Genomic DNA, 23,568 nt, shown 5'->3' with positions numbered 1-23,568 from the left:
CTTCGGGTGACCGGCCCGTCGGCGTCCCCGCGGGCCCCACGCACGCGAGGCCCTGGCGTCCGACGCGTCCGCCGCCCGTGACGTCGGACGCGCGCCCGTACCCGGCCTCCGGGGCGCGGAGCGACGCGGGAACGCACGACGTCGCGCCGGGGCGGCGGCCCTCCGGCAGGATGGTCGGGTGCAACGCATCGGACTGACAGGTGGCATCGCGAGCGGCAAGTCGGTCGCCGCGCGCCGGCTCGCGGAGCTCGGCGCGGTCGTGATCGACGCGGACCAGCTCGCGCGCGAGGCGGTCCAGCCGGGCTCGGTCGGGCTCGACGCGGTCGTCGAGGAGTTCGGCGAGGACGTGCTGACGGCCGACGGCGAGCTCGATCGCGCGCACCTCGCGTCGCTGGTGTTCCACGACGACGCGCGCCGCGCACGGCTGGACGCGATCGTGCACCCGGTGGTGCGGCGGCTCGCCGCCGAGCGCGAGGCGAAGGCCGGGGCGTCCGACCCGGGTGCCGTCGTGGTGCACGACATCCCGCTGCTCGTCGAGACGGGGCAGCACGACGACTTCCACGTGCTCGTCGTGGTGCATGCGCCGGCGGTGCTGCGCGTCGAGCGCCTCGTGCGGCTGCGCGGGCTCACGCGCCACGACGCCGAGGCGCGCGTCGCGGCGCAGGCGGACGACGAGACGCGGCTCGCCGCGGCGGACGTGGTGCTGGACGGGACGGGCAGCGAGGCCGAGCTCCGCGAGCAGGTCGACGCGCTCTGGGACCGGCTCGCGGTCGAACGGGCCGACGAGATCGAGGCCGAAGCCCCTTGACGCGAGGGTGGTCGGGCTGCTCCCCTCGGGTGAAAGTTCGACCGCTCACGAAACTGTCGGTGGTTCCTTGCCGATCCAGTGCCCCGAGGGCGGATACGCGTTCGGGGTACGACCGGCGAAGGAGCTGGAGCATGACGCGCGGTGGGCAGACGGGCCTTGCGCCCGCGGTGGGTTCAGGCTGGGCGGTGCGTCCGTCGCAGTCGAAGGCGTCCGTGTCGATCGCGACGGAGCTGCCGTTGACTCGCATGCTCGAGATCGCTCAGCTGGCGGCGCGTCGCGTCGACGACACGAAGGCGCGCATCCAGGTCGGTGAGCGGGGTGCGGTGCGCATGGAGCTCCTCGTGCGCGACCTCGTGAAGGGCGAGGACGAGGAGCTGATGCGGTTCGAGGTGGCGGTCGAGCGTGCCGCGGGCCGGACCACGGCGCGCAGCACGATCCTCACCTACACGGTGAAGGACGGCGGCATCGGCGGCCTCGTGCCGGTGGTGCACCGCAAGCTCGCGGGGTTCTCGGCCTACGAGAACTTCATGAAGGTGTACGGCCAGCTGGCCGAGGCGGAGGACCGCGGCGCCTGGGTGTCGCACAACTCCGGCAAGTGACGTCCCCCCGGGGCGACCGCCCCGGGTCCGCGTGTCAGTGGTGCCACGTACGGTGGTGGCATGCGCCCTGTCACCGAGCTCCAGCGGACCGTCGCGCCGTTCGAGGTCATCTCCGAGTACACGCCGTCGGGGGACCAGCCGCAGGCGATCGCCGAGCTGGCGGCGCGCGTGAACGCAGGCGAGAAGGACGTCGTGCTGCTCGGCGCGACCGGCACCGGCAAGTCGGCCACGACGGCGTGGCTCATCGAGCAGGTGCAGCGCCCGACGCTCGTCATGGCGCCGAACAAGACGCTTGCCGCGCAGCTCGCGACCGAGTTCCGTGAGCTCCTGCCGAACAACGCGGTCGAGTACTTCGTCTCGTACTACGACTACTACCAGCCCGAGGCGTACATCGCGCAGACGGACACCTACATCGAGAAGGACTCGTCGATCAACGACGAGGTCGAGCGGCTGCGGCACTCGGCCACGAGCTCGCTGCTGACCCGGCGGGACGTCGTCGTGGTCGCGTCGGTGTCGTGCATCTACGGCCTGGGGACGCCCCAGGAGTACGTCGACCGGATGGTGACGCTGTCGGTCGGCGACCACGTGGACCGCGACCAGCTGCTGCGCCGGTTCGTGCAGATGCAGTACGCCCGCAACGACCTCGCGTTCACGCGCGGCACCTTCCGGGTGCGCGGCGACACGATCGAGATCATCCCGGTCTACGAGGAGCTCGCGATCCGCATCGAGATGTTTGGTGACGAGATCGAGGCGATCGCCACGCTCCATCCCCTCACGGGTGACGTCGTGCGGTCCGAGCAGCAGATGCACATCTTCCCTGCGACGCACTACGTGGCCGGGCCGGAGCGGATGGAGCGCGCGATCGGCGGCATCGAGGCCGAGCTCGAGGAGCGGCTCGCCGAGCTCGAGCGCCAGAACAAGCTCCTCGAGGCCCAGCGCCTGCGCATGCGCACCACGTACGACATCGAGATGATGCGCCAGATCGGCTCCTGCTCCGGGATCGAGAACTACTCGCGGCACATCGACGGCCGCGTGGCCGGCTCCGCGCCGAACACGCTGCTCGACTTCTTCCCCGAGGACTTCCTGCTCGTCATCGACGAGTCACACGTGACGGTGCCGCAGATCGGCGCGATGTACGAGGGCGACATGTCCCGCAAGCGCGCGCTCGTCGACCACGGCTTCCGGCTGCCGAGCGCGGTGGACAACCGGCCGCTGCGCTGGGAGGAGTTCGTCGAGCGCATCGGCCAGACGGTCTACCTCTCGGCCACGCCGGGCGACTACGAGCTGTCGATGGCGGACGGGGTGGTCGAGCAGATCATCCGGCCGACCGGCCTGGTCGACCCCGAGATCGTGGTCAAGCCGACGCAGGGCCAGATCGACGACCTGCTCGGGGAGATCCACGACCGCGTCGAGCGCGACGAGCGCGTGCTCGTGACGACGCTGACCAAGAAGATGGCCGAGGACCTCACCGACTACCTGCTCGAGAAGGGCGTCCGGGTCCGGTACCTGCACTCGGAGGTCGACACGCTGCGCCGCGTCGAGCTGCTGCGCGAGCTCCGGCTCGGTGAGTACGACGTACTCGTCGGCATCAACCTGCTGCGCGAGGGCCTTGACCTGCCCGAGGTGTCGCTCGTGTCGATCCTCGACGCCGACAAGGAGGGCTTCCTCCGCTCGGGCAAGTCGCTGATCCAGACCATCGGCCGCGCCGCGCGCAACGTGTCCGGCCAGGTGCACATGTACGCCGACACGGTCACGGCCGCGATGCAGCTCGCGATCGACGAGACCAACCGGCGCCGCGAGAAGCAGGTCGCCTACAACCTCGAGCACGGCATCGACCCGACGCCGCTGCGCAAGAAGATCGCGGACGTCACCGACCTGCTCGCGCGCGAGGACGCCGACACCGACGCGCTGCTCGGTGGCGCGGGCCGGCAGTCGAGCCGCGGCAAGGCGCCGGTCCCGGGCTTCGGCTCCAGGAGCGGCCCGCGCGACGAGCGCACGCGGCTCGTCGGCGCGGCGGCGAGCGACCTGGCGGGGCTCATCCAGGAGCTGACCGACCAGATGCACGCCGCGGCCGCCGAGCTGCAGTTCGAGCTGGCCGCACGGCTGCGCGACGAGATCTCCGGCCTCAAGAAGGAGCTCCGGCAGATGCAGGCGGCGACCGCCTGACCCCCGGCGAGACGTCCGTGGGCGACCGCCTGACGCCTCGCGGCCCGGCGGTCGCCTATGCTGGCTCCTTCGGTGAAGGGGAGTACCCCGCAAGCGATCGCGTCGTCATCACGGGCAGCTCGCCCCGGCGCGTTCGGCCCGGCTCGACGAGAGCCCGGGTGGGGGAGACCTTCGGTACACACGCACGTACCGGGGGTACTCGATGAACGTCCCGCTCTGGGTCTGGCTGCTGACGGCGGTGGTCGTCGCCGGCCTCATCGTCTTCGACTTCTTCGCCCACGTGCGCACGCCGCACGAGCCGACCTTCCGCGAGTCCGCGTGGTGGTCCGGCGCCTACATCGCGTTCGCACTCGCGTTCGGCGTGGCGCTCGGCCTCGTCTGGGACTGGGGTCACGCGGGGGAGTACTTCGCGGGGTACGTCACCGAGAAGAGCCTCTCGGTCGACAACCTGTTCGTCTTCCTCATCATCATGACGAGGTTCGCGGTCCCGCGGATGTATCAGCAGAAGGTGCTGCTGGTGGGCGTCGTCATCGCGCTCGTGCTGCGGACGGCTTTCATCCTGCTCGGTGCCGCCGCGATCGAGCAGTTCTCGTGGGTCTTCTACGTCTTCGGCGCGTTCCTGCTCTACACGGCCGTCAAGCTCGTGCGGGAGCACGACGACGAGCCGCTCGAGGAGCAGGCGGCGCACCGGGGCGACGGGCTCATGGTCCGCTGGCTGAAGCGCGTCGTCCCGACGACGGACACGTACCACGACGACCGGCTGACGGTCCGGGTCGACGGCCGGCGCGTGTTCACGCCGATGCTCGTGGTCATGGTCGCGATCGGCACGACCGACGTCCTGTTCGCCCTCGACTCGATCCCCGCGATCTATGGGCTCACGGAGGAGCCGTACATCGTGTTCACCGCGAACGCGTTCGCACTCCTCGGCCTGCGCCAGCTGTACTTCCTGATCGGCGGCCTGCTCGAACGGCTCGTGTACCTGGCGCAGGGCTTGGCCGTGATCCTCGGCTTCATCGGCGTCAAGCTCGTGCTCCACGCGCTGCACACCAACGAGCTGCCGTTCATCAACGGCGGTGAGCCCGTCGAGTGGGCGCCCGAGATCCCGACGTGGGCGTCGCTCGCGTTCATCCTCGCGACCCTCGCGGTCGCGACCGTCGCGTCCCTCGTCGCCACGCGCCGAGGACGCGAGGTGACGGACGGCTCGGCCGCGTCGCCCGACAACGCCACCGCGACCACGCGGCGCATCGACGAGAACTGAGGACCATGCACGTCGCACCCCTGACCTGGGCCGTCACGCTCTCCGTGGCGGCGGCCGTGCTCGTCGTCGACGTCGCCGTCGTCGGCCGCCGCCCGCACGTCCCCACGGTGGCGGAGTGCGTGCGCTACCTCGCGCTGTACGTGGGGCTCGCGATCCTGTTCGGGCTCGGCGTCTGGGTCTGGGCCGGCGGCGAGTACGCGGGCCAGTTCTACGCGGGCTGGCTCACCGAGTACTCGCTCTCGGTCGACAACCTCTTCGTCTTCCTGCTGATCATGAGCCGGTTCGCGGTCCCACGGATCTACCAGCAGACCGCGCTGCTCGTGGGGATCGTGCTGGCGCTCGTGCTGCGCGGCGTCTTCATCCTCGCCGGCACGGCCGTCATCAACGCGTTCAGCTGGATGTTCTACGTGTTCGGCGCGTTCCTGATCTGGACCGCGTGGAAGGTCGGCTCCGAGGGCGACACGGGCGACGACGAGTACACGCCCCCGCGCGTCGTCAGCTGGGTGCAGCGCGTGGTGCCGTCGACGCCCGAGTACCACGGCGTGCGGCTCACGATCCGCGAGAACGGCCGACGGCTCGTGACGCCGATGCTCATCGTGCTCGTCGCGCTCGGCGTGACCGACCTGCTGTTCGCGTTCGACTCGATCCCCGCGATCTTCGGCCTCACGACCGAGCCGTACCTCGTGCTGATGGCGAACGTGTTCGCCCTGATGGGGCTGCGCCAGCTGTACTTCCTGCTCGGCGACCTGCTGCGCCGCATGGTGTACCTGAACATCGGGCTGGCGGTGCTGCTCGGCTTCATCGGCGTCAAGCTCGTGCTCGAGGCGCTGCGCGAGAACGAGGTGCCCTTCATCAACGGCGGCGAGCCGATCGCGTGGGCGCCCGACGTGCCCGTGTGGGTCTCGCTGCTCGCGATCGTCGCGATCCTCGGCGTCACCGCCGTGGCGAGTGCGCTCAAGGTGCGGCGCGACGCGCGGGCCGGCGTGCCGGCGCAGGACCCGCGCGTGGTCGCCGCGGGCGACGACGCGGACGCCTGACGCGGGCCGCCCGCCGCGCGCCACGACGCGGACGGCGGCGGACCGCGCCGCGCGGGCGCGGTCAGTGCGTCGACGCGCTCAGCCGAGCGAGCCGATCGCGACCGTCCACGCGCGGACGTCGATCCGCGCGACCAGGCCCTCGCGGGCGAACGGGTCGGCGGCGAGCAGCTCGGCGAGCTCCTCGGCGCCCGCCGCCTCGAAGATCAGCAGCGCGCCGGGCTCGCCCTCGTCGGAGAACGGTCCGCTCATGTGGAGCGCGCCGCGCTCGAGCAGGCCGCCGAGGTAGGCGCGGTGCTCGGGACGCACGGCGTCCCGGACGTCGGAACGCGCGTCGTAGGTGTAGCGCACGGCATACGTCGTCATGCGCGCATCCTGCCCCACGCGGGTGGCACAGTGGCGGGGTGGTCGACATCCCGGACGTGCTGCTCTCCGACGGTTCACGGATGCCGATGCTGGGCTTCGGCGTCTACAAGGTGGACGAGGCCGCGGCGGTCCCGGCGGTGACGACCGCTCTGGAGGCCGGGTACCGGCTGGTCGACACGGCGACGCTGTACCGGAACGAGCGCGCGGTGGGCGTGGCGGTCCGCGCCAGTGGGCTGCCGCGCGACGCGGTGTTCGTGACGACCAAGCTGTGGAACGACGCGCACGGGCGCGCGGCGGCTCGCGCGGCGTTCGACGCCTCGGTCGACCGGCTGGGCCTCGGCGCGCCGGACCTCTACCTGATCCACTGGCCGTCGCCCGCTCGCGCGCTCTACGTCGAGACCTGGCGCGCGCTGCGCGAGCTCCGCGACGAGGGCCGGGTCCGGTCGGTCGGCGTCTCGAACTTCCAGCCGGACCACCTGGGGCGGATCATCGACGACTCGGGCGAGGCCCCGGTCGTCAACCAGGTCGAGCTGCACCCGTACCTGCAGCAGCGCGAGCTGCGCGCGTTCCACGCCGAGCACGGGATCGTCACGCAGGCGTGGTCGCCGCTCGGCCGCGGCGCGGTGCTGCGCGACCCCGTCCTCGGCGAGATCGCTGCGGAGCACGGCGTCAGCCCGGCGCAGGTCGTGCTGCGCTGGCACCTGGACCTCGATGTCGCGGCGGTGCCGAAGTCGGTGACGCCCGAGCGGATCCGCGCGAACCTCGACGTGTTCGGCTTCGCGCTGACGGACGAGGACCACGCGCGGATCGCCGCGCTCGACCGGGACGAGCGCACCGGATCCCACCCCGACCGCGTCAGCTGAACCGGAGGACCGCCATGCCGCGCGAGCTGCGCACGCTGCTCACCGACGACCTGCTGGCGCGCGTGCACGAGCGCGCGCCCGGCCACGACCGCGAGAACACGTTCCCGCACGAGGACCTCGCCGAGCTCGTCGACGCCGGGTACCTGCGCGCGTTCGTGCCCGAGCGGCTCGGCGGCGCCGGCCTGACGCTGGAGGAGGTGTCGCGCGAGCAGGTGCGGCTCGCCGCCGCGGCGCCCGCGACCGCGCTGGCCGTCAACATGCACCTCGTCGTGACGGGCCTCGCGGCTCTGCTGGTCGCGCGCGGCGACGACTCCGTCGAGTTCGTGCTCCGGGAGGCGGCGGCCGGGGAGGTGTTCGCGTTCGGCAACTCGGAGGCCGGCAACGACCTCGTCATGTTCGGCTCCCGCACCCGCGCCGAGCGGCAGGCCGACGGCGGCTACAGGTTCTTCGGCACGAAGATCTTCACGTCGCTCTCGCCGGTCTGGACGCGGCTCGCGACGTTCGGGCTCGACGAGCACCACCCGGACGGCCCGCGGCTCGTGCACGGCGTCGTCGGGCGCGACGGCGTCACGACGAAGGGCGACTGGGACACGCTCGGCATGCGCGCGACGCAGTCCGAGACCACGGTGCTCGACGGCGCCTACGCCGCACCCGCGCACGTCTACCGCGCTCTCCCACCGGGGCCGAGCGCCGACTCGTTCGTGTTCGCGCTGTTCGCGGTCTTCGAGGTCCTGCTCGCGGCCGTCTACACCGGGATCGGCCGACGCGCGATCGAGCTGGGCGTCGAGGCCACGCGGCGCCGCCGGTCGATGAAGTACGACGGCCGCGCGTACTCGCAGGATCCCGACATCCGCTGGAAGGTCGCCGACGCGGCGCTCGCGCAGGACGGCGCCGAGCTCCAGGTGTTCGCGCTCGCGCGGGACGTCGACGAGCAGGCGGACCACGGCGCACGGTGGTTCGCGCAGGTCGTGGGCCTCAAGGTCCGGGCAGTCGAGTCGGCGCGCCGCGTGGTCGACCTCGCGCTGCAGGTGTCGGGCGGCGCGTCCTACTACACAGGCGGCGAGCTCGGCCGGCTCTACCGCGACGTGCTCGCGGGCATATTCCACCCGTCGGACGACGAGTCGGCGCACTCGACCGTCGCGCAGTCGGTGCTGGGGCCGCTCGAGTAGCCGGTCACGGCGCTCCGGCGCCTCCCGCGACACCTCCCGGGCCAGGTGCCTGACTCCGCAGCCGTCTCGTCAGTCCCGTCGGCCGGCGCGCTCGAGCGCCAGGTCGTGGCTGTGCACGGCGCGGACCAGCGCCAGGTGGGAGAGCGCCTGCGGCACGTTGCCCGCCATGCGCCGCCCGCGGGGGTCGAACTGCTCCGCGAGGAGCCCGACGTCGTTCGCGAGCCCGATCACGGTGTCGAGCACGTCCGTTGCCGCGTCGATGTCGTCGAGCCGCGCGAGCGCGTCCGCGAGCCAGAACGAGCACGCGAGGAACGGGTGCTCGTCACCGGCCACGCCGTCGTCGGACTTCTCGGTCTCGTACCGGCGCAGCAGCCCGGGGGCGACCTCGAGGTCCCGGCGGATCGCGGCGACGGTCGACCGGAGCCGCTCGTCATCGGGCGGCAGGAACCCGACGATGACGAGCTGGAGCAGCGCCGCGTCGACGTGCTCCGCGCCGTACGACTGCACGAACGTGCCCCGCTCGTCCGACCAGCCGTGCTCGAGCACGTCGGCGTGGATCGCGTCGCGCTCGCGTCGCCACCGCTCGAGCGGCGCGTCGAGGTCGTGCTTCTCGGCGGCGCGGACGGCGCGGTCCACGGCCGCCCACGCCATGACCTTCGAGTGCGTGAAGTGGCGCGGGTCGCCGCGCACCTCCCAGATGCCCCGGTCCGGGTCGCGCCAGTGCTGCAGGAGCTCGTCGACCAGGTGCCGCTGGAGCGACCACGAGTCGGTCGTCTCGTCGATGCCGTCCTCGCGGGCGGTCTCGAGCGCGCACATGACCTCGCCGAGCACGTCGTTCTGCACCTGGCCGACCGCGAGGTTCCCGACGCGGACGGGCGTCGAGCCGGCGTAGCCGGCGAGGTGGCTCAGCTCGCGCTCGGGGATGTCCCGGCCGCCGTCGACGCGGTACATGATCTGGAGGTCGGCGGGGTCGCCCGCCACGGCGCGGAGCAGCCAGCCGCGCCACTGGGTCGCCTCGTCGCGGTAGCCGTGCTCGACGAGCGCCTCGATCGTCAGTGCCGCGTCGCGCAGCCAGCAGTAGCGGTAGTCCCAGTTCCGCTCGCCGCCGAAGTCCTCGGGGAGCGACGTGGTGGCCGCCGCGACGATGCCGCCCGTCTCCGCGTCGGTGAGCAGCCGGAGCACGAGCAGCGAGCGGATGACCGCCTCGCGGTAGGAGCCCTCGTACGCGCACGACCGCGCCCACAGTCCCCACTGGACACGCGTGTGGTCGAGGCGGTCGTCGATCGTCAGCCGCTCGGGCACGGGCTGCCACGACGGCACCCAGGTGAGCGCGAGCTCGACGACCTCGCCCCGCGCGAGCGTGAAGTGGTCCTCGTGGTGGCGGTCAGCGGCGATCGGCAGGCGGTCGCCGCGCAGGATGAGCGAGTCGGGGCCGGCGATCGCGCGGATCGCGTCCTCGCCCCGCTCGTCGGTGAGGCGGCTGACCCACGGCTCGATGCCGCCGTACCCGAACCGCACGACCCACCGGTGCTCGACCTCGACGTGGCCCGACGTGCACTCGATGCGCCGCACCACGTCCGAGCGGCCGTCGCCGAGCGGCATCGCCTCGAGCACGACCGCGGTGCCGGTGGGCGCCTCGTAGGTCGTCTCGAGCACGAACGACTCGGCGACGTAGCGCCGTGTGACGCGGGTCGCGGTCGGCACGGTGAGCAGCCAGTGGCCGTTCTCCCGCGTGCCGAGCAGGCGCGCGAAGCACGCCGCCGAGTCGAAGCCGGGCAGGCAGAGCCAGTCGATCGACCCCCGGCGGGAGACCAGCGCCGCGGTGCTGCCGTCCCCGAGCACCGCGTACTCGGAGATCGGGACGAGGTCGGGGTCGTTGTCGCTCATGGCGTCTCAGCATGACCCTGCGGCGCGGGCGCGGCACGGCGAGGCGTGCCGGCACGGTGCGCGGGTCCGGCCTGTTCGCCCAGGTCGAACATGCGTGCGAATGTCAGTTCCGGAACGTAGACTGCCCGCCGTGAACGACCGTCTGGTGGTGCAGGGCGCCCGCGAGCACAATCTCCGCAACGTCGACCTCGACCTCCCGCGCGATCAGCTGATCGTATTCACGGGGCTCTCGGGCTCGGGCAAGTCGTCCCTCGCGTTCGACACCATCTTCGCGGAGGGGCAGCGGCGCTACGTCGAGAGCCTGTCCGCGTACGCCCGGCAGTTCCTCGGCCAGATGGACAAGCCCGACGTCGACTTCATCGAGGGCCTGTCGCCCGCGGTGTCGATCGACCAGAAGTCGACCAACCGGAACCCGCGCTCGACGGTCGGGACGATCACCGAGGTGTACGACTACCTGCGTCTGCTGTTCGCGCGCGCCGGCACGCAGTTCTGCCCGGTCTGCGGCGAGCGCGTCACGGCGCAGACGCCGCAGCAGATCGTCGACCGGCTGCTCGAGCTGCCCGAGGGCACGCGTTACCAGGTGCTGGCGCCGGTCGTGCGCGGCCGCAAGGGCGAGTACGCCGACCTGTTCAAGGAGCTGCAGGGCAAGGGCTTCGCGCGGGCGCGCGTCGACGGCGAGGTCGTGCAGCTCACGGACCCGCCGACGCTCGAGAAGAAGCTCAAGCACGACATCGAGGTCGTCGTCGACCGGCTCGTCTCGCGCGAGGGCGTGCAGCGGCGGCTGACGGACTCGGTCGAGACCGCGCTGAACCTGGCCGGCGGCCTCGTGGTCGTCGAGCTGGTCGACGCGGACCCGGACGACCCGGAGCGCGAGCGCCGGTTCTCGGAGAACCGCGCGTGCCCCAACGACCACGTGCTCACGCTCGACGAGATCGAGCCCCGCACGTTCTCGTTCAACGCGCCGTACGGCGCCTGCCCCGAGTGCACGGGCATCGGCTCGCGGCTCGAGGTCGACCCCGAGCTCGTCGTGCCGAACGAGGACCTCTCGCTCGACGACGGCGCGATCGCGCCCTGGTCGCAGATCTCGAGCGAGTACTTCGGGCGCGTGCTCTCTGCCCTCGCGGAGGAGATGGGGTTCTCGACGAGCGCCCCGTGGCGTGCGCTCCCGGAGCGGGCACGCGACGCGGTGCTGTACGGCCGCAACCACGAGGTGCACGTCCGGTACAAGAACCGGTGGGGCCGTGAGCGGCAGTACTCGACGGGCTTCGAAGGAGTGGTGACGTTCCTCGAGCGTCGCCACACGGAGACCGAGTCGGACTGGAGCAAGGAGAAGTACGAGGCCTTCATGCGCGAGGTCCCGTGCCCGGTGTGCCAAGGTGCGCGGCTCAAGCCCGAGGTGCTCGCGGTCAAGGTCGGCGGCCGCTCGATCGCCGAGGTGTGCGCCCTGCCGATCCGCGAGTGCCAGGCGTTCCTCGACACGCTCGAGCTCGGCGAGCGCGAGCGCGCGATCGCCACGCAGGTGCTCAAGGAGATCCAGGCCCGGCTCGGCTTCCTGCTCGACGTCGGGCTCGACTACCTGTCGCTCACGCGGCCGGCCGCGACGCTCTCGGGCGGCGAGGCGCAGCGCATCCGGCTCGCGACGCAGATCGGCTCCGGGCTGGTCGGCGTCCTCTACGTGCTGGACGAGCCGTCGATCGGCCTGCACCAGCGCGACAACCGCCGCCTCATCGACACGCTCACGCGCCTGCGCGACCTCGGGAACACGCTGATCGTCGTCGAGCACGACGAGGACACGATCCGGACGGCGGACTGGATCGTCGATATCGGCCCCGGCGCGGGGGAGCACGGCGGCCGCGTCGTGCACTCGGGCGACCTGGACGGGCTGCTGTCGTCGAAGGAGTCCGTGACGGGCGCGTACCTCTCGGGCCGGCGGTCGATCCCGATGCCGTCCGAGCGCCGGCCGGTGGACCGGAGCCGGGTGGTGACCGTGGAGAACGCGCGCGAGCACAACCTGCGCGGCATCGACGTGAAGTTCCCGCTCGGCACGTTCACCGCGGTCACGGGCGTCTCCGGCTCCGGCAAGTCGACGCTCGTGAACTCGATCCTCTACACGGTGCTCGCCAACGAGCTCAACGGCGCCCGCCAGGTCGCGGGCCGGCACAAGCGCGTGACGGGGCTCGAGCACCTCGACAAGGTCGTGCACGTCGACCAGGGGCCCATCGGCCGCACGCCGCGCTCGAACCCCGCCACGTACACCGGCGTGTGGGACCACGTCCGCCGGCTGTTCGCCGAGACGACCGAGGCGAAGGTGCGCGGCTACACGCCGGGCCGGTTCTCGTTCAACGTCAAGGGCGGCCGCTGCGAGGCGTGCTCGGGCGACGGCACGCTCAAGATCGAGATGAACTTCCTGCCGGACGTCTACGTCCCGTGCGAGGTCTGCCACGGCGCGCGCTACAACCGCGAGACGCTCGAGGTGCACTTCAAGGGCAAGACGGTCGCCGACGTGCTCGCGATGCCGATCGAGGAGGCCGCCGAGTTCTTCGCCGCGGTCCCCGCCATCAGCCGCCACCTGCGGACGCTCGTCGACGTCGGGCTCGGCTACGTCCGGCTCGGGCAGCCGGCGCCGACGCTGTCGGGCGGCGAGGCGCAGCGAGTGAAGCTCGCGGCCGAGCTCCAGCGGCGGTCGACCGGCCGGACGATCTACGTGCTCGACGAGCCGACCACGGGTCTGCACTTCGAGGACATCCGCAAGCTTCTGGGCGTGCTCCAGTCGCTGGTCGACAAGGGCAACACCGTGATCGTCATCGAGCACAACCTCGACGTGATCAAGAACGCCGACTGGGTCGTCGACATGGGCCCGGAGGGCGGCAGCGGCGGTGGGCTCGTGATCGCCGAGGGCACGCCCGAGCAGGTCGCACGGGTCCCGGAGAGCCACACCGGGCGGTTCCTTGCCGAGGTGCTCGAGCCGGTCGCGGAGCGCGTCTCGGCCTGAGCACGTCTCGGCATGAGCGCGGCGCGGTTCAGGACGCCGCGAGCCGGCGCAGGGCCCGCAGGTACCGGCGGGCGACGACGCGCTGGCCCGCGGCGCCGAGGCCCGGCAGTGCACGCAGCAGACGGTGGGCGGGCGTCGAGGTCGACGTGATGCGTCCGCGCACCTCGCCGTCCGGCATGAGCACGACGTCGAACGTCTGGACCCCGTCCTCGACGTGCCCTGCCTCGGTCCGATAGGTCAGCGACACGCGCTCACCGTCGCTGTCCACGCGCTCGACGACGCACACGCCACCGAGCGCCAGCCGACGCGGCCCGATGCCGACGGCCACCCTGAGGCCGGGCTCCGCACGGCCGATCGCGCCGGTCCTGCCCGCGGGCTCGGTGCGCACGCCTGCCCGACGGTGCATCTGCCACGTCATGAGGCCGTCGACGGCCGAACGGAACGCGTCGCGGCCGTGGCCCACGACCGCCTGCTGGGTCAGGGTCCGCGCGGTGCGCGTCATGCGGCGCCGGGCTGCGCGACGCGCACGGGCACCGGCTCGATCCGTACCGGGAAGTTCACCGACCGCGAGATGAAGCAGTGCTCGTGCGCCTTGTGGTGCACGTCCGCGAGGGCGCCGTCCGTGACCGCCGAGCCGTCGGCCAGGTGCGCGGACCCGCTGATCGTCACGCGCGGGTGCAGCACGACCTCGGTGAACTGGCCGTGCCCCGCGGCCTCGACGCGCATGGTCCCGGTCGCCCGGTCCTCGTACCCCACGACGACGATGCCGGCAGCGGCCGCGAGGTGGAGGAACCAGAGCAGGTGGCACTGCGAGAGCGACGCGACCAGCAGCTCCTCGGGGCTGAACCGGTCGCGGTCGCCGCGGAACGCGGGGTCCGACGAGCCGAGGAGCGGAGGCTTGGTGCCGATCCGCACCTCGTGGTCGCGGCTGTACGCCGTGTAGCTGGTCGTGCCCGTGGCGCCTGCGCCGGTCCAGGTGAGGTCGGTCGAGTACGTGTGCAGCGGGCCCATGACGGCACGGTACCGAGCGCCGGCGCCCGACGTCGCCGCACCGGCCGCACGCCCGCGCGCAGTCCGGCGCGTCGGACCCGCGTGTCGGACCCGGACGGGGCGCGGCGCTGGGTGCTGCGACCGGACTTGTCGGTGCGCCGAACTAGGCTCGAACACATGGCCGACCCCGCCACCTACCGACCCGCGCCCGGAGAGATCCCGGACGCGCCCGGCGTCTACCGGTTCCGCGACGAGCACGGCCGGGTCATCTACGTCGGCAAGGCGAAGTCGTTGCGCTCGCGTCTGTCGAGCTACTTCCAGGACCTCGCGGGCCTGCACCCGCGCACGCAGCAGATGGTCACGACGGCGTCGTCCGTGCAGTGGACCGTGGTGGGCACCGAGGTCGAGGCGCTCGCGCTCGAGTACTCGTGGATCAAGGAGTTCGACCCGCGGTTCAACATCAAGTACCGCGACGACAAGTCGTACCCCTACCTCGCGGTGACGATGGCGGACGAGTTCCCGCGGGTGCAGGTCATGCGCGGCGCGAAGCGCAAGGGCACGCGGTACTTCGGCCCGTACGCGCACGCGTGGGCGATCCGCGAGACGGTCGACCTGCTGCTGCGCGTGTTCCCGGTGCGCACCTGCTCGGCGGGCGTCTTCAAGCGGGCCCACCAGCAGGGCCGGCCGTGCCTGCTCGGCTACATCGACAAGTGCTCCGCGCCGTGCGTGGGCCGCATCTCGCCCGACGACCACCACCGGCTCGCGCAGGACTTCTGCGACTTCATGGCGGGCGACACCGCCAAGTTCGAGCGCCGGCTCACGGCGCGCATGAAGGAGGCGGCGGCCGAGCTCGACTACGAGCGCGCGGCGCGCCTCCGCGACGACATCGCGACGCTCCAGCGCGCCACGGAGCGGAACGCTGTGGTGCTGGCCGACGGCACCGACGCCGACCTGTTCGCGCTCGTCGGCGACGAGCTCGAGGCCGCCGTCCAGGTGTTCCATGTGCGCGACGGGCGCATCCGGGGCCAGCGCGGCTGGGTGGTCGAGAAGGTCGAGGACGTCGACGACGCCGACCTCGTCGAGCACCTGCTCCAGCAGGTCTACGGGACGCCGGACGCGGCGGTGCCGCGTGAGGTCCTCGTGCCGGTGCTGCCGCCCGACGTCGACCAGGTCCAGGCGTGGCTGACGGGCCTGCGTGGCAGCCGGGTCCAGGTCCGGGTGCCGCAGCGCGGCGACAAGCGCGAGCTCGCGGAGACGGTGCGCCGCAACGCGGAGCACGCGCTGGTGCTGCACCGCACCCGCCGCGCCGGCGACCTCACGACGCGGAGCCAGGCGCTCCGCGAGATCCAGGAGGCGCTCGGCCTCGAGAGCGCGCCGCTGCGCATCGAGTGCTACGACGTCTCGCACAACCAGGGCACGTACCAGTCCGCGTCCATGGTCGTGTTCGAGGACGGGATGCCCCGCAAGTCGGAGTACCGGCTGTTCAGCGTCCGCGGCCCGGAGGGCCAGGGCGCGCGTGACGACACCGCGGCGATGCACGAGGTGATCAGCAGGCGGTTCCGGCGCTACCTCGCCGAGCGGGTCGACGCGCACGACGTCGAGCTCGGTCTGGGCGAGGACGAGGACTGGGCGGCCGACGAGCCCGCCCACCGCTCCGGCCCGGTCGACGAGGCGACCGGCCGCCCCGCCCGCTTCGCGTACCCGCCGAACCTCGTGGTGGTCGACGGCGGCCCGCCGCAGGTGGCGGCCGCGGCGGCGGCGATGGCGGAGCTCGGCATCGACGACGTCGCGCTGTGCGGCCTCGCCAAACGGCTCGAGGAGGTGTGGCTGCCGGGCGACGACTACCCGGTGATCCTCGAGCGCAGCTCCGAGGGCCTGTACCTGCTGCAGCGGTTGCGGGACGAGGCGCACCGGTTCGCGATCACCGCGCACCGCAAGCGGCGGAGCAAGGGCATGACGACCTCGGCGCTCGACGCGGTACCCGGGCTCGGCCCCGCGCGGCAGGCAGCGCTCCTCAAGCGGTTCGGGTCGGTGAAGCGGCTGCGGGCGGCGAGCGTCGAGGAGGTCGCGGCGGTCCCCGGCATGGGTGCGCGCACGGCCGCGGCGGTCGTCGCGGCCCTGGCGGGCTCGGCGGGGGACGGAGCGTCCGCCGACGCGAGCGACTCGGGCGGCACCACCGGTGGCGCCGTCCCGACGGCCGACGACCCGGCTGGCATGCTGGCCCCATGAGCGACGAGCCCTCGCCCATGACGGTCCCGTCAGGCATCCCCGCGATCGACGCGGCCGCCGAGTCGCCGCGCCTGCTGCAGCCGCAGGTCCTGATCATCACCGGCATGTCGGGTGCGGGTCGCACGCGCGCCGCCGCGGTGCTGGAGGACCTCGACTGGTACGTGGTCGACAACCTGCCGGCGCAGATGCTCACCCACCTCGTCGGCATGCTGACGAGCGGCCAGGCGGGAGCGGGTGCGCAGCGCCTGGCCGCGGTGATCGACGTGCGCGGGCGCGAGTTCTTCAACGACCTGACGCGGGTGCTCGACTCGCTCTCGGACGTCGGCGTCGACCACCGGATCCTGTTCCTCGAGGCGTCCGACGAGGAGCTCGTGCGGCGGTACGAGCAGGTGCGCCGTCCGCACCCGCTCCAGGGCGAGGGTCGCGTGCTCGACGGCATCGCGGCCGAGCGCGCGCTGCTCTCCGACCTGCGCGAGCGGGCCGACACCGTCATCGACACCTCGAACCTCAACGTGCACGACCTCGCGCGCCAGGTCCGTGCGGTCGTCGCCGGCGACACCGAGGACGTGCTCCGCGTCTCGGTCGTCTCGTTCGGCTTCAAGTACGGCCTGCCGCTCGACGCCGACCACGTCGTCGACGTGCGGTTCCTGTCGAACCCGTACTGGGTCACCGAGCTGCGGCACCTGACGGGCCGCGACGCCCCCGTCCGCGACTACGTGCTCGGGCTGCCCGGCGCGAGCCAGTTCGTCGACCGCTACGTCGACGCGCTCGAGCCCGTGCTCGCGGGCTACCTCAACGAGGAGAAGCGGTACGTGACGATCGCCGTCGGCTGTACCGGTGGCAAGCACCGCTCGGTGGCGATCAGCGAGGCGATCGCCGCCAAGCTGCGCGAGCGCGGGCACCACGTGACGGTCGCGGCGCGCGACCTCGGGAAGGAATGAGGGCGGCTCCCGCCCCCCGCTCGACGCACGGCCCCGCCGTGGTCGCGTTCGGCGGTGGGCACGGACTGTCCGCGTCGCTGTCCGCCCTGCGGCTCGTGACCGACCGGATCACGGCGGTCGTCACGGTCGCGGACGACGGCGGGTCCTCGGGGCGACTGCGCGACGAGCTCGGCGTCCTGCCGCCCGGCGACCTGCGCATGGCCCTCGCGGCGCTGTGCGACGACTCGGAGTGGGGTCGCACGTGGCGTGACGTGCTGCAGCACCGGTTCGCGTCGGACGGCGGGCTCGACCAGCACGCGGTCGGGAACCTGCTGATCGTCGCGCTGTGGGAGCTGCTGGGGGACACGGTCGAGGGGCTCGACTGGGTGGGCCGCCTGCTGGGCGCGCGCGGCCGGGTGCTTCCCATGGCGGCCGTGCCGCTCCGGATCGAGGCGGACGTCCGCGGCGAGACGGGACCGCGCGTGGTGGTCGGCCAGAGCCGCATCGCCGTCACGGTCGAGCCGATCGAGGCCGTCCGGCTCGTGCCCGCGGACCCGCCGGCGTGCGCCGAGGCGGTCGAGGCCGTGCGGTCGGCGGACTGGATCGTGCTGGGCCCCGGCTCCTGGTACACGTCCGTGCTGCCGCACCTGCTCGTCCCCGAGCTGCGCGACGCGCTGCGCGAGACGTCCGCGCCGATCGTGCTCACGCTCAACCTCGCGGCGGGCACGGGGGAGACCGCCGGGATGCGAGCCGAGCACTACCTCGACGTCATCCACGAGTACGCGCCCGAGCTGCGCTTCGCCGCCGTCGTCGCGGACCCGGCTGCCGTGGAGGACCCGGTCCTGCTCGCGGACCACTGCGAGCTGACCGGCGCCCACCTGATCCTGCGCCAGGTCAGCCGCGGCGACGGCACCGCGCGGCACGACCCGCTGCGGCTCGCGGCGGCCTACCGGGACGCGATGGACCGCGTCCTGGGCGACGTCGGGTGAGATCGGAGAGCGGGCCCGAAGGCCGGGCGGCGATGGCAGGATGACGCCATGGCGCTGACGGCACAGGTCAAGGACGAGCTCGCCCGGCTCAAGGTGGACAAGACGTCCTTGCGGAAGGCCGAGGTCGCGGCCACCCTCCGGTTCGCCGGCGGGCTGCACATCATCTCGGGCCGGATCGTCATCGAGGCCGAGCTCGACTCGGGCATCGCGGCACGCCGGCTGCGCGAGGCGATCAAGGACGTGTACGGCCACGAGAGCGACTTCATCGTCGTCTCCGCGGGTGGCCTGCGGCGCGGGAGCCGCTACGTGGTGCGCGTCGTCAAGGACGGCGAGTCGCTCGCGCGCCAGACGGGTCTGCTCGACAACCGCGGCCGGCCGGTGCGCGGCCTGCCGCCGCAGGTCGTCTCGGCGGGCGTCGGCGAGGCCGAGGCGGCGTGGCGGGGCGCGTTCCTGGCGCACGGCTCGCTCACCGAGCCGGGTCGTTCGTCGGCGCTCGAGGTCACGTGCCCCGGTCCGGAGGCGGCGCTCGCCCTGGTGGGTGCGGCACGGCGGCTCGGCATCAGCGCCAAGGCGCGGGAGGTGCGCGGCGTCGACCGCGTGGTGATCCGCGACGGCGACGCGATCGCGGCGATGCTCGCGCGGCTCGGCGCGCACGAGGCGATGCTCGTGTGGGAGGAGCGCCGCGTGCGGCGCGAGGTGCGCGGCACGGCGAACCGCCTGGCCAACTTCGACGACGCGAACCTGCGCCGGTCGGCGCGCGCCGCGGTGGCCGCGGGCGCCCGCGTGGAGCGCGCCTTCGAGATCCTGGGCGAGGAGCTGCCCGAGCACCTGCGCGAGGCGGGGGAGCTGCGCCTGTCGCACAAGGAGGCGTCGCTCGAGGAGCTCGGCAAGCTCGCCACGCCCCCGCTGACGAAGGACGCGGTCGCGGGCCGCATCCGGCGCCTCCTGGCGACCGCTGACAAGCGCGCCTCGGAGCTCGGCATCCCGGACACCGAGGCCGGCCTGAGCCCGGATCTGCTCGACCTCTGAGCCCGTCGTGGGCCGCTGACCTGGGCCTTCGACCTACCGGGGTGCCCGCTGTCCGTACCGGGACCTTCGGGACCGGGTGACAGCGGTCACTGGTATAGGCTCGTCCCAACCGACCGTCACACGATCGTCACGTGCTGGACACGAACGGGTGTGTGGCAGGTCGGACGCACAGCGGCGTGCGAGTCCCAACACCAATTGTGTGCGCCGACCCCGTCGGCGCTGCCGAGGAGGGCAAGTGACCATCAAGGTCGGCATCAACGGCTTCGGCCGCATCGGTCGTAACTTCTACCGCGCCATCGTGGCGTCGGGCGCCGACATCGAGATCGTCGGCGTCAACGACCTGACGGACAACAAGACCCTGGCGCACCTGCTGAAGTACGACACGGTGCTCGGTCGGTTCCCGCTGAGCGTGGACTTCGACGACGAGAACATCATCGTCGACGGCAAGAAGATCCGTGCGCTCGAGGAGCGCGACCCGGCGAACCTCCCGTGGGCCGAGCTCGGCGCGGACATCGTCATCGAGTCGACGGGCTTCTTCACCGACGCGCTCAAGGCGAAGGCGCACATCGACGCCGGTGCCAAGAAGGTCATCATCTCGGCGCCCGCCAAGAACGAGGACGGCACGTTCGTCGTCGGCGTGAACCACACCGACTACGACGCGGCGACGCAGCACATCATCTCGAACGCGTCCTGCACGACGAACTGCCTCGCGCCCGTCGCCAAGGCCCTCAACGACGCCATCGGCATCGAGCGCGGCCTCATGACGACGATCCACGCCTACACGGGCGACCAGAACCTGCAGGACGGCCCGCACCGCGACCTGCGTCGCGCCCGCGCCGCCGCGCAGAACATCGTCCCGACGTCGACCGGCGCCGCCAAGGCCGTCGCCCTCGTCCTGCCCGAGCTCAAGGGCAAGCTCGACGGCTTCGCGCTCCGCGTCCCGACGATCACCGGCTCGGCCACGGACCTGACCTTCACCGCCTCGCGCGAGGTCACGGTCGACGAGGTCAACGCCGCGGTCAAGGCCGCCGCCGAGGGCCCGCTCAAGGGCGTCCTGGAGTACGTCGAGGACGAGATCGTCTCGAGCGACATCGTGACGAACCCGCACCAGAGCATCTTCGACAGCAAGCTGACGAAGGTCATCGGCGACCAGGTCAAGATCATCGCCTGGTACGACAACGAGTGGGGCTACTCGAACAGCCTCGTCGCGCTGACGTCGTACGTGGGCGACCGTCTCTGACGACCCGCTAGCACCAGCACACGATGCGTCCGCGTGCGCCCCGGCCACCGGCCCCGGCGTACGCGGACGCAGTCGTGTCCGGGCCTGTCGGCCCCATCCCCGCTGTCACGAGAACCGATCTGAGGACGTCATGAAGACCATCGAGGACCTGGGCGACCTGCGCGGCAAGCGCGTGCTCGTCCGCTCCGACTTCAACGTGCCGCTCGACGGCACGACCATCACCGACGACGGCCGCATCCGCGCCGCGCTGCCGACGCTGACGGCGCTGCTGGACGCCGGCGCGCGCGTCGTCGTGACCGCCCACCTCGGCCGCCCGAAGGGCGAGGGCTTCGAGGAGAAGTACTCGCTCGCGCCGGTCGCCGCGCGCCTCTCGGAGCTGCTCGGCAAGCCCGTCGCCCTCGCGAAGGACCTGGTCGGCGAGTCGGCGCAGGAGACGGTGGCCGCGCTCGGCGACGGCGAGATCGCGCTGCTCGAGAACGTGCGCTTCGACGCGCGGGAGACGAGCAAGGACGAGGCGCAGCGCGGCGCGCTGGCCGACGAGCTCGCGGCGCTCGCCGACGCGTACGTGTCCGACGGCTTCGGCGTCGTGCACCGCAAGCAGGCGTCGGTGTACGACGTCGCACTGAAGCTGCCCCACGCGGTCGGCAAGCTCGTCCTCAAGGAGGTCGAGTCGCTCCGCAAGGCCACCGAGAACCCCGAGCGTCCGTACGTCGTGGTGCTCGGCGGCTCGAAGGTCTCGGACAAGCTGGGCGTCATCTCCAACCTGCTGACCAAGGCCGACCGCCTCGTCATCGGCGGCGGCATGCTGTTCACGTTCCTCGCGGCGCAGGGCCACTCGGTCGGCAACTCGCTCCTCGAGGCCGACCAGATCGACACGGTCAAGGGCTACCTCGCGCAGGCCGAGCGGGACGGTGTCGAGATCGTCCTGCCGGTCGACATCCGCGTCGCGGACGAGTTCAAGGCGGACGCACCGGCGACCGTCGTGCCGGCCGACGCGATCCCGGACGGCAAGATCGGCCTCGACATCGGCCCCGAGTCGGAGCAGCTCTTCGCGTCGAAGATCGTCGACGCCAAGACCATCGTCTGGAACGGCCCCGCGGGCGTGTTCGAGTTCGAGGCGTACGCGGGCGGCACGCGTGCCGTCGCGCAGGCGCTCGTCGACGCGGGCACGAACGGCGGGTTCACGATCGTCGGCGGTGGTGACTCCGCGGCTGCGGTGCGCATCCTCGGGTTCGACGAGGCCGGCTTCGGTCACATCTCGACCGGCGGTGGCGCGAGCCTCGAGTTCCTCGAGGGCAAGACGCTCCCCGGCATCGCTGTCCTGGAGGACTGAGACATGGCGAACCGCACCCCGCTCATGGCGGGCAACTGGAAGATGAACCTGGACCACCAGCAGGCGATCCAGACCGTGCAGAAGCTCGCGTGGGCGCTGCGTGACGGCAAGCACGACTTCGGCGCGGTCGAGGTCGCGGTGCTGCCGCCGTTCACCGACATCCGCAGCGTGCAGACGCTGGTGGACGCCGACAAGCTCGAGCTCAAGTACGGCGGCCAGGACTGCTCCGCGCACGTCTCGGGCGCGTACACGGGCGAGACCTCGCCGGTGTTCCTCGCCAAGCTCGGCGCGACGTACGTCGCCGTGGGCCACTCGGAGCGCCGGCAGTACCACGCGGAGTCCGACGACCTCGTCAACGCGAAGGTCAAGGCGGCGCTGGGCGCCGGGCTCGCGCCGATCCTCTGCATCGGCGAGGACCTCGAGACGCGCCGCGCGGCCGCGCACGTGCAGCACACGCTGCTGCAGCTCGAGGGCGGCCTGCTCGACGTCTCGGCCGAGCAGGTCCGCAAGGTCGTCGTCGCGTACGAGCCCGTCTGGGCGATCGGCACGGGCGAGACGGCGACGCCCGAGGACGCGCAGGAGATGGCCGAGGCCATCCGCGCGCGTCTCGTCGAGCTGTACGACGAGGAGACGGCGCAGGCGGTCCGCGTGCTGTACGGCGGCTCGGTGAAGTCGTCCAACGTCGCGTCGATCATGGCCAAGCCTGACGTCGACGGCGCGCTGGTCGGCGGTGCGAGCCTCGACCCCGAGGAGTTCGCGGCGATCGCGCGGTACAAGTCGCACATCTGACCGCGGCGGAGGGTCGGTGCGGGGTGCCGCGCCGACCCTCCCGCGTCAGCCCGCGGCGACAAGCGGACGCTGATCTCAGATCGGCGGCCGCACGCGCCGGGTGATGGTGGCCCATCTGGCCAAACGTCACCTACCCTGTACGCGGTCAACCGCACCGTCGCAGCCCCTCCCGGGCGCCCGACGGCCGTCCGTCCAGTGAGGAACGACACGCCAGTGAACGTCGTCAAGATCGTCCTGCAGGTGCTGCTGGTGCTGCTCAGCCTCCTGCTCATCCCGCTCGTCCTCCTGCACAAGGGCAAGGGCGGCGGCCTGTCGGACATGTTCGGCGGCGGCATCTCGAGCAGCGCGGGGTCGTCGGGCGTCGCGGAGCGGAACCTCAACCGGATCACGGTGGGCGTCGCGCTCGTCTGGACCGCGGTGATCGTGCTCCTCGGCCTCGTCGAGAAGACGAGCTGACCGGCGATGGCGAGCGGTAGCGCGATTCGCGGGTCCCGCGTCGGCGCGGGCCCGATGGGCGAGGCGGAGCGCGGCGAGAGCGCGCCCCGCATCTGGATCTCCTACTGGTGCGCGAACGGGCACGAGACGCGCCCGAGCTTCGCGGAGGAGGCCGCCGAGGAGGCGCCCACCACGTGGGACTGCCCGCGGTGCGGCTTCCCCGCCGGCCAGGACCAGGAGAACCCGCCGGCGCCGGTGCGCAACGAGCCCTACAAGACGCACCTGGCGTACGTGAAGGAGCGCCGCTCCGACGAGGACGGCGCAGCCATCCTCGACGAGGCGCTCGCCGCCCTGCGCGCTCGGCGCGGCGGCTGAACCGCACGGACTGAACGACGAAGGCCCCGGGACGAGTTCCGGGGCCTTCGTGTTCCCGCCGGCGGCGCCGCGGCGGGCCCTGGTCGGTAGCATCCGA

At 72.3% G+C, this 23,568-nt stretch carries 21 protein-coding genes; 17 read left to right on the top strand and 4 right to left on the bottom strand.

Annotation, left to right across the window (positions count from 1 at the left end):
* Positions 1 to 178: 178 nt before the first annotated feature.
* The 5 genes from coaE (at position 179) to QRT04_RS15465 (ending at position 5,868) form a co-directional block, all read left to right on the top strand.
* Positions 179 to 808, top strand: a complete 630-nt coding sequence (gene coaE / locus QRT04_RS15485; protein ID WP_289456501.1) for a dephospho-CoA kinase — start codon at positions 179 to 181, stop codon at positions 806 to 808.
* Between the two features lie 131 nt (positions 809 to 939).
* Complete coding sequence (locus QRT04_RS15480) at positions 940 to 1,407, top strand: hypothetical protein (RefSeq protein ID WP_289456500.1); 468 nt, start codon at positions 940 to 942, stop codon at positions 1,405 to 1,407.
* A 60-nt stretch (positions 1,408 to 1,467) separates the two neighbouring features.
* Positions 1,468 to 3,573 (top strand): excinuclease ABC subunit UvrB, encoded by a 2,106-nt coding sequence (uvrB, locus tag QRT04_RS15475; protein WP_289456499.1) that lies wholly within the window; start codon positions 1,468 to 1,470, stop codon positions 3,571 to 3,573.
* A gap of 202 nt (positions 3,574 to 3,775) precedes the next feature.
* Positions 3,776 to 4,831, top strand: coding sequence for a TerC family protein (locus QRT04_RS15470; RefSeq protein WP_289456497.1), 1,056 nt, complete (start codon positions 3,776 to 3,778; stop codon positions 4,829 to 4,831).
* A 5-nt stretch (positions 4,832 to 4,836) separates the two neighbouring features.
* Complete coding sequence (locus QRT04_RS15465) at positions 4,837 to 5,868, top strand: TerC family protein (RefSeq protein ID WP_289456496.1); 1,032 nt, start codon at positions 4,837 to 4,839, stop codon at positions 5,866 to 5,868.
* Between the two features lie 78 nt (positions 5,869 to 5,946).
* On the opposite strand, the gene QRT04_RS15460 is transcribed toward QRT04_RS15465, so the two are convergent.
* Entirely contained in the window at positions 5,947 to 6,231 is a 285-nt protein-coding gene (locus QRT04_RS15460; RefSeq protein ID WP_289456494.1) for a YciI family protein, read from the bottom strand.
* Positions 6,232 to 6,269: 38 nt separating this feature from the next.
* On the opposite strand from QRT04_RS15460, the gene QRT04_RS15455 reads away from it, so the two are divergent.
* Positions 6,270 to 7,094 (top strand): aldo/keto reductase, encoded by an 825-nt coding sequence (locus tag QRT04_RS15455; RefSeq protein WP_289456493.1) that lies wholly within the window; start codon positions 6,270 to 6,272, stop codon positions 7,092 to 7,094.
* Between the two features lie 14 nt (positions 7,095 to 7,108).
* Positions 7,109 to 8,263, top strand: a complete 1,155-nt coding sequence (locus QRT04_RS15450) for an acyl-CoA dehydrogenase family protein (RefSeq protein WP_289456492.1) — start codon at positions 7,109 to 7,111, stop codon at positions 8,261 to 8,263.
* 69 nt (positions 8,264 to 8,332) lie between these two features.
* Here QRT04_RS15450 and QRT04_RS15445 read toward each other — a convergent pair whose 3' ends face one another.
* Complete coding sequence (locus tag QRT04_RS15445; protein WP_289456490.1) at positions 8,333 to 10,150, bottom strand: glycoside hydrolase family 15 protein; 1,818 nt, start codon at positions 10,148 to 10,150, stop codon at positions 8,333 to 8,335.
* 130 nt (positions 10,151 to 10,280) lie between these two features.
* On the opposite strand from QRT04_RS15445, the gene uvrA reads away from it, so the two are divergent.
* Positions 10,281 to 13,142, top strand: a complete 2,862-nt coding sequence (gene uvrA / locus QRT04_RS15440; RefSeq protein WP_407653649.1) for an excinuclease ABC subunit UvrA — start codon at positions 10,281 to 10,283, stop codon at positions 13,140 to 13,142.
* Positions 13,143 to 13,170: 28 nt separating this feature from the next.
* Here uvrA and QRT04_RS15435 read toward each other — a convergent pair whose 3' ends face one another.
* Both QRT04_RS15435 and QRT04_RS15430 read right to left on the bottom strand, forming a co-directional pair.
* A complete protein-coding gene (locus QRT04_RS15435; protein ID WP_289456487.1) occupies positions 13,171 to 13,644 on the bottom strand; it encodes a DUF1990 family protein in 474 nt (157 codons plus the stop codon).
* Positions 13,641 to 14,153 (bottom strand): OsmC family protein, encoded by a 513-nt coding sequence (locus tag QRT04_RS15430; protein WP_289456486.1) that lies wholly within the window; start codon positions 14,151 to 14,153, stop codon positions 13,641 to 13,643. The genes QRT04_RS15435 and QRT04_RS15430 overlap by 4 nt, the downstream gene beginning before the upstream one ends.
* Before the next feature lie 156 nt (positions 14,154 to 14,309).
* Between QRT04_RS15430 and uvrC the strand changes: the two genes are divergently transcribed.
* From uvrC to QRT04_RS15385, 9 genes are all read left to right on the top strand, one after another.
* On the top strand, positions 14,310 to 16,361 hold the full coding sequence (gene uvrC / locus QRT04_RS15425; RefSeq protein WP_289456485.1) for an excinuclease ABC subunit UvrC: 2,052 nt from the start codon (positions 14,310 to 14,312) through the stop codon (positions 16,359 to 16,361).
* The gene (gene rapZ, locus QRT04_RS15420) at positions 16,358 to 17,302 is read left to right on the top strand and encodes an RNase adapter RapZ (protein WP_289456483.1); all 945 of its coding nucleotides are present in this window, start codon (positions 16,358 to 16,360) and stop codon (positions 17,300 to 17,302) included. The genes uvrC and rapZ overlap by 4 nt, the downstream gene beginning before the upstream one ends.
* Complete coding sequence (locus tag QRT04_RS15415; RefSeq protein ID WP_289456482.1) at positions 17,299 to 18,270, top strand: gluconeogenesis factor YvcK family protein; 972 nt, start codon at positions 17,299 to 17,301, stop codon at positions 18,268 to 18,270. The genes rapZ and QRT04_RS15415 overlap by 4 nt, the downstream gene beginning before the upstream one ends.
* 48 nt (positions 18,271 to 18,318) lie before the next feature.
* Positions 18,319 to 19,299 carry a DNA-binding protein WhiA gene (gene whiA / locus QRT04_RS15410; protein WP_289456481.1) on the top strand — a complete coding sequence of 327 codons (981 nt, stop codon included), beginning with the start codon at positions 18,319 to 18,321 and terminating at the stop codon, positions 19,297 to 19,299.
* A gap of 235 nt (positions 19,300 to 19,534) precedes the next feature.
* Complete coding sequence (gap, locus tag QRT04_RS15405; RefSeq protein ID WP_289456480.1) at positions 19,535 to 20,539, top strand: type I glyceraldehyde-3-phosphate dehydrogenase; 1,005 nt, start codon at positions 19,535 to 19,537, stop codon at positions 20,537 to 20,539.
* A 130-nt stretch (positions 20,540 to 20,669) separates the two neighbouring features.
* Positions 20,670 to 21,872 (top strand): phosphoglycerate kinase, encoded by a 1,203-nt coding sequence (locus tag QRT04_RS15400; RefSeq protein ID WP_289456479.1) that lies wholly within the window; start codon positions 20,670 to 20,672, stop codon positions 21,870 to 21,872.
* Positions 21,873 to 21,875: 3 nt separating this feature from the next.
* A complete protein-coding gene (gene tpiA / locus QRT04_RS15395) occupies positions 21,876 to 22,661 on the top strand; it encodes a triose-phosphate isomerase (RefSeq protein ID WP_289456478.1) in 786 nt (261 codons plus the stop codon).
* A 213-nt stretch (positions 22,662 to 22,874) separates the two neighbouring features.
* On the top strand, positions 22,875 to 23,117 hold the full coding sequence (gene secG / locus QRT04_RS15390; RefSeq protein WP_289456477.1) for a preprotein translocase subunit SecG: 243 nt from the start codon (positions 22,875 to 22,877) through the stop codon (positions 23,115 to 23,117).
* Positions 23,118 to 23,123: 6 nt separating this feature from the next.
* Entirely contained in the window at positions 23,124 to 23,471 is a 348-nt protein-coding gene (locus QRT04_RS15385; RefSeq protein ID WP_289456476.1) for an RNA polymerase-binding protein RbpA, read from the top strand.
* Positions 23,472 to 23,568 lie beyond the last annotated feature (97 nt).

This window comes from Cellulomonas alba, from assembly GCF_030362835.1.
Lineage (GTDB): Bacteria > Actinomycetota > Actinomycetes > Actinomycetales > Cellulomonadaceae > Cellulomonas > Cellulomonas alba.
The sequence above is the reverse complement of the archived record's forward strand: the minus strand, read 5'-3'. Positions and strand labels throughout refer to the sequence as shown.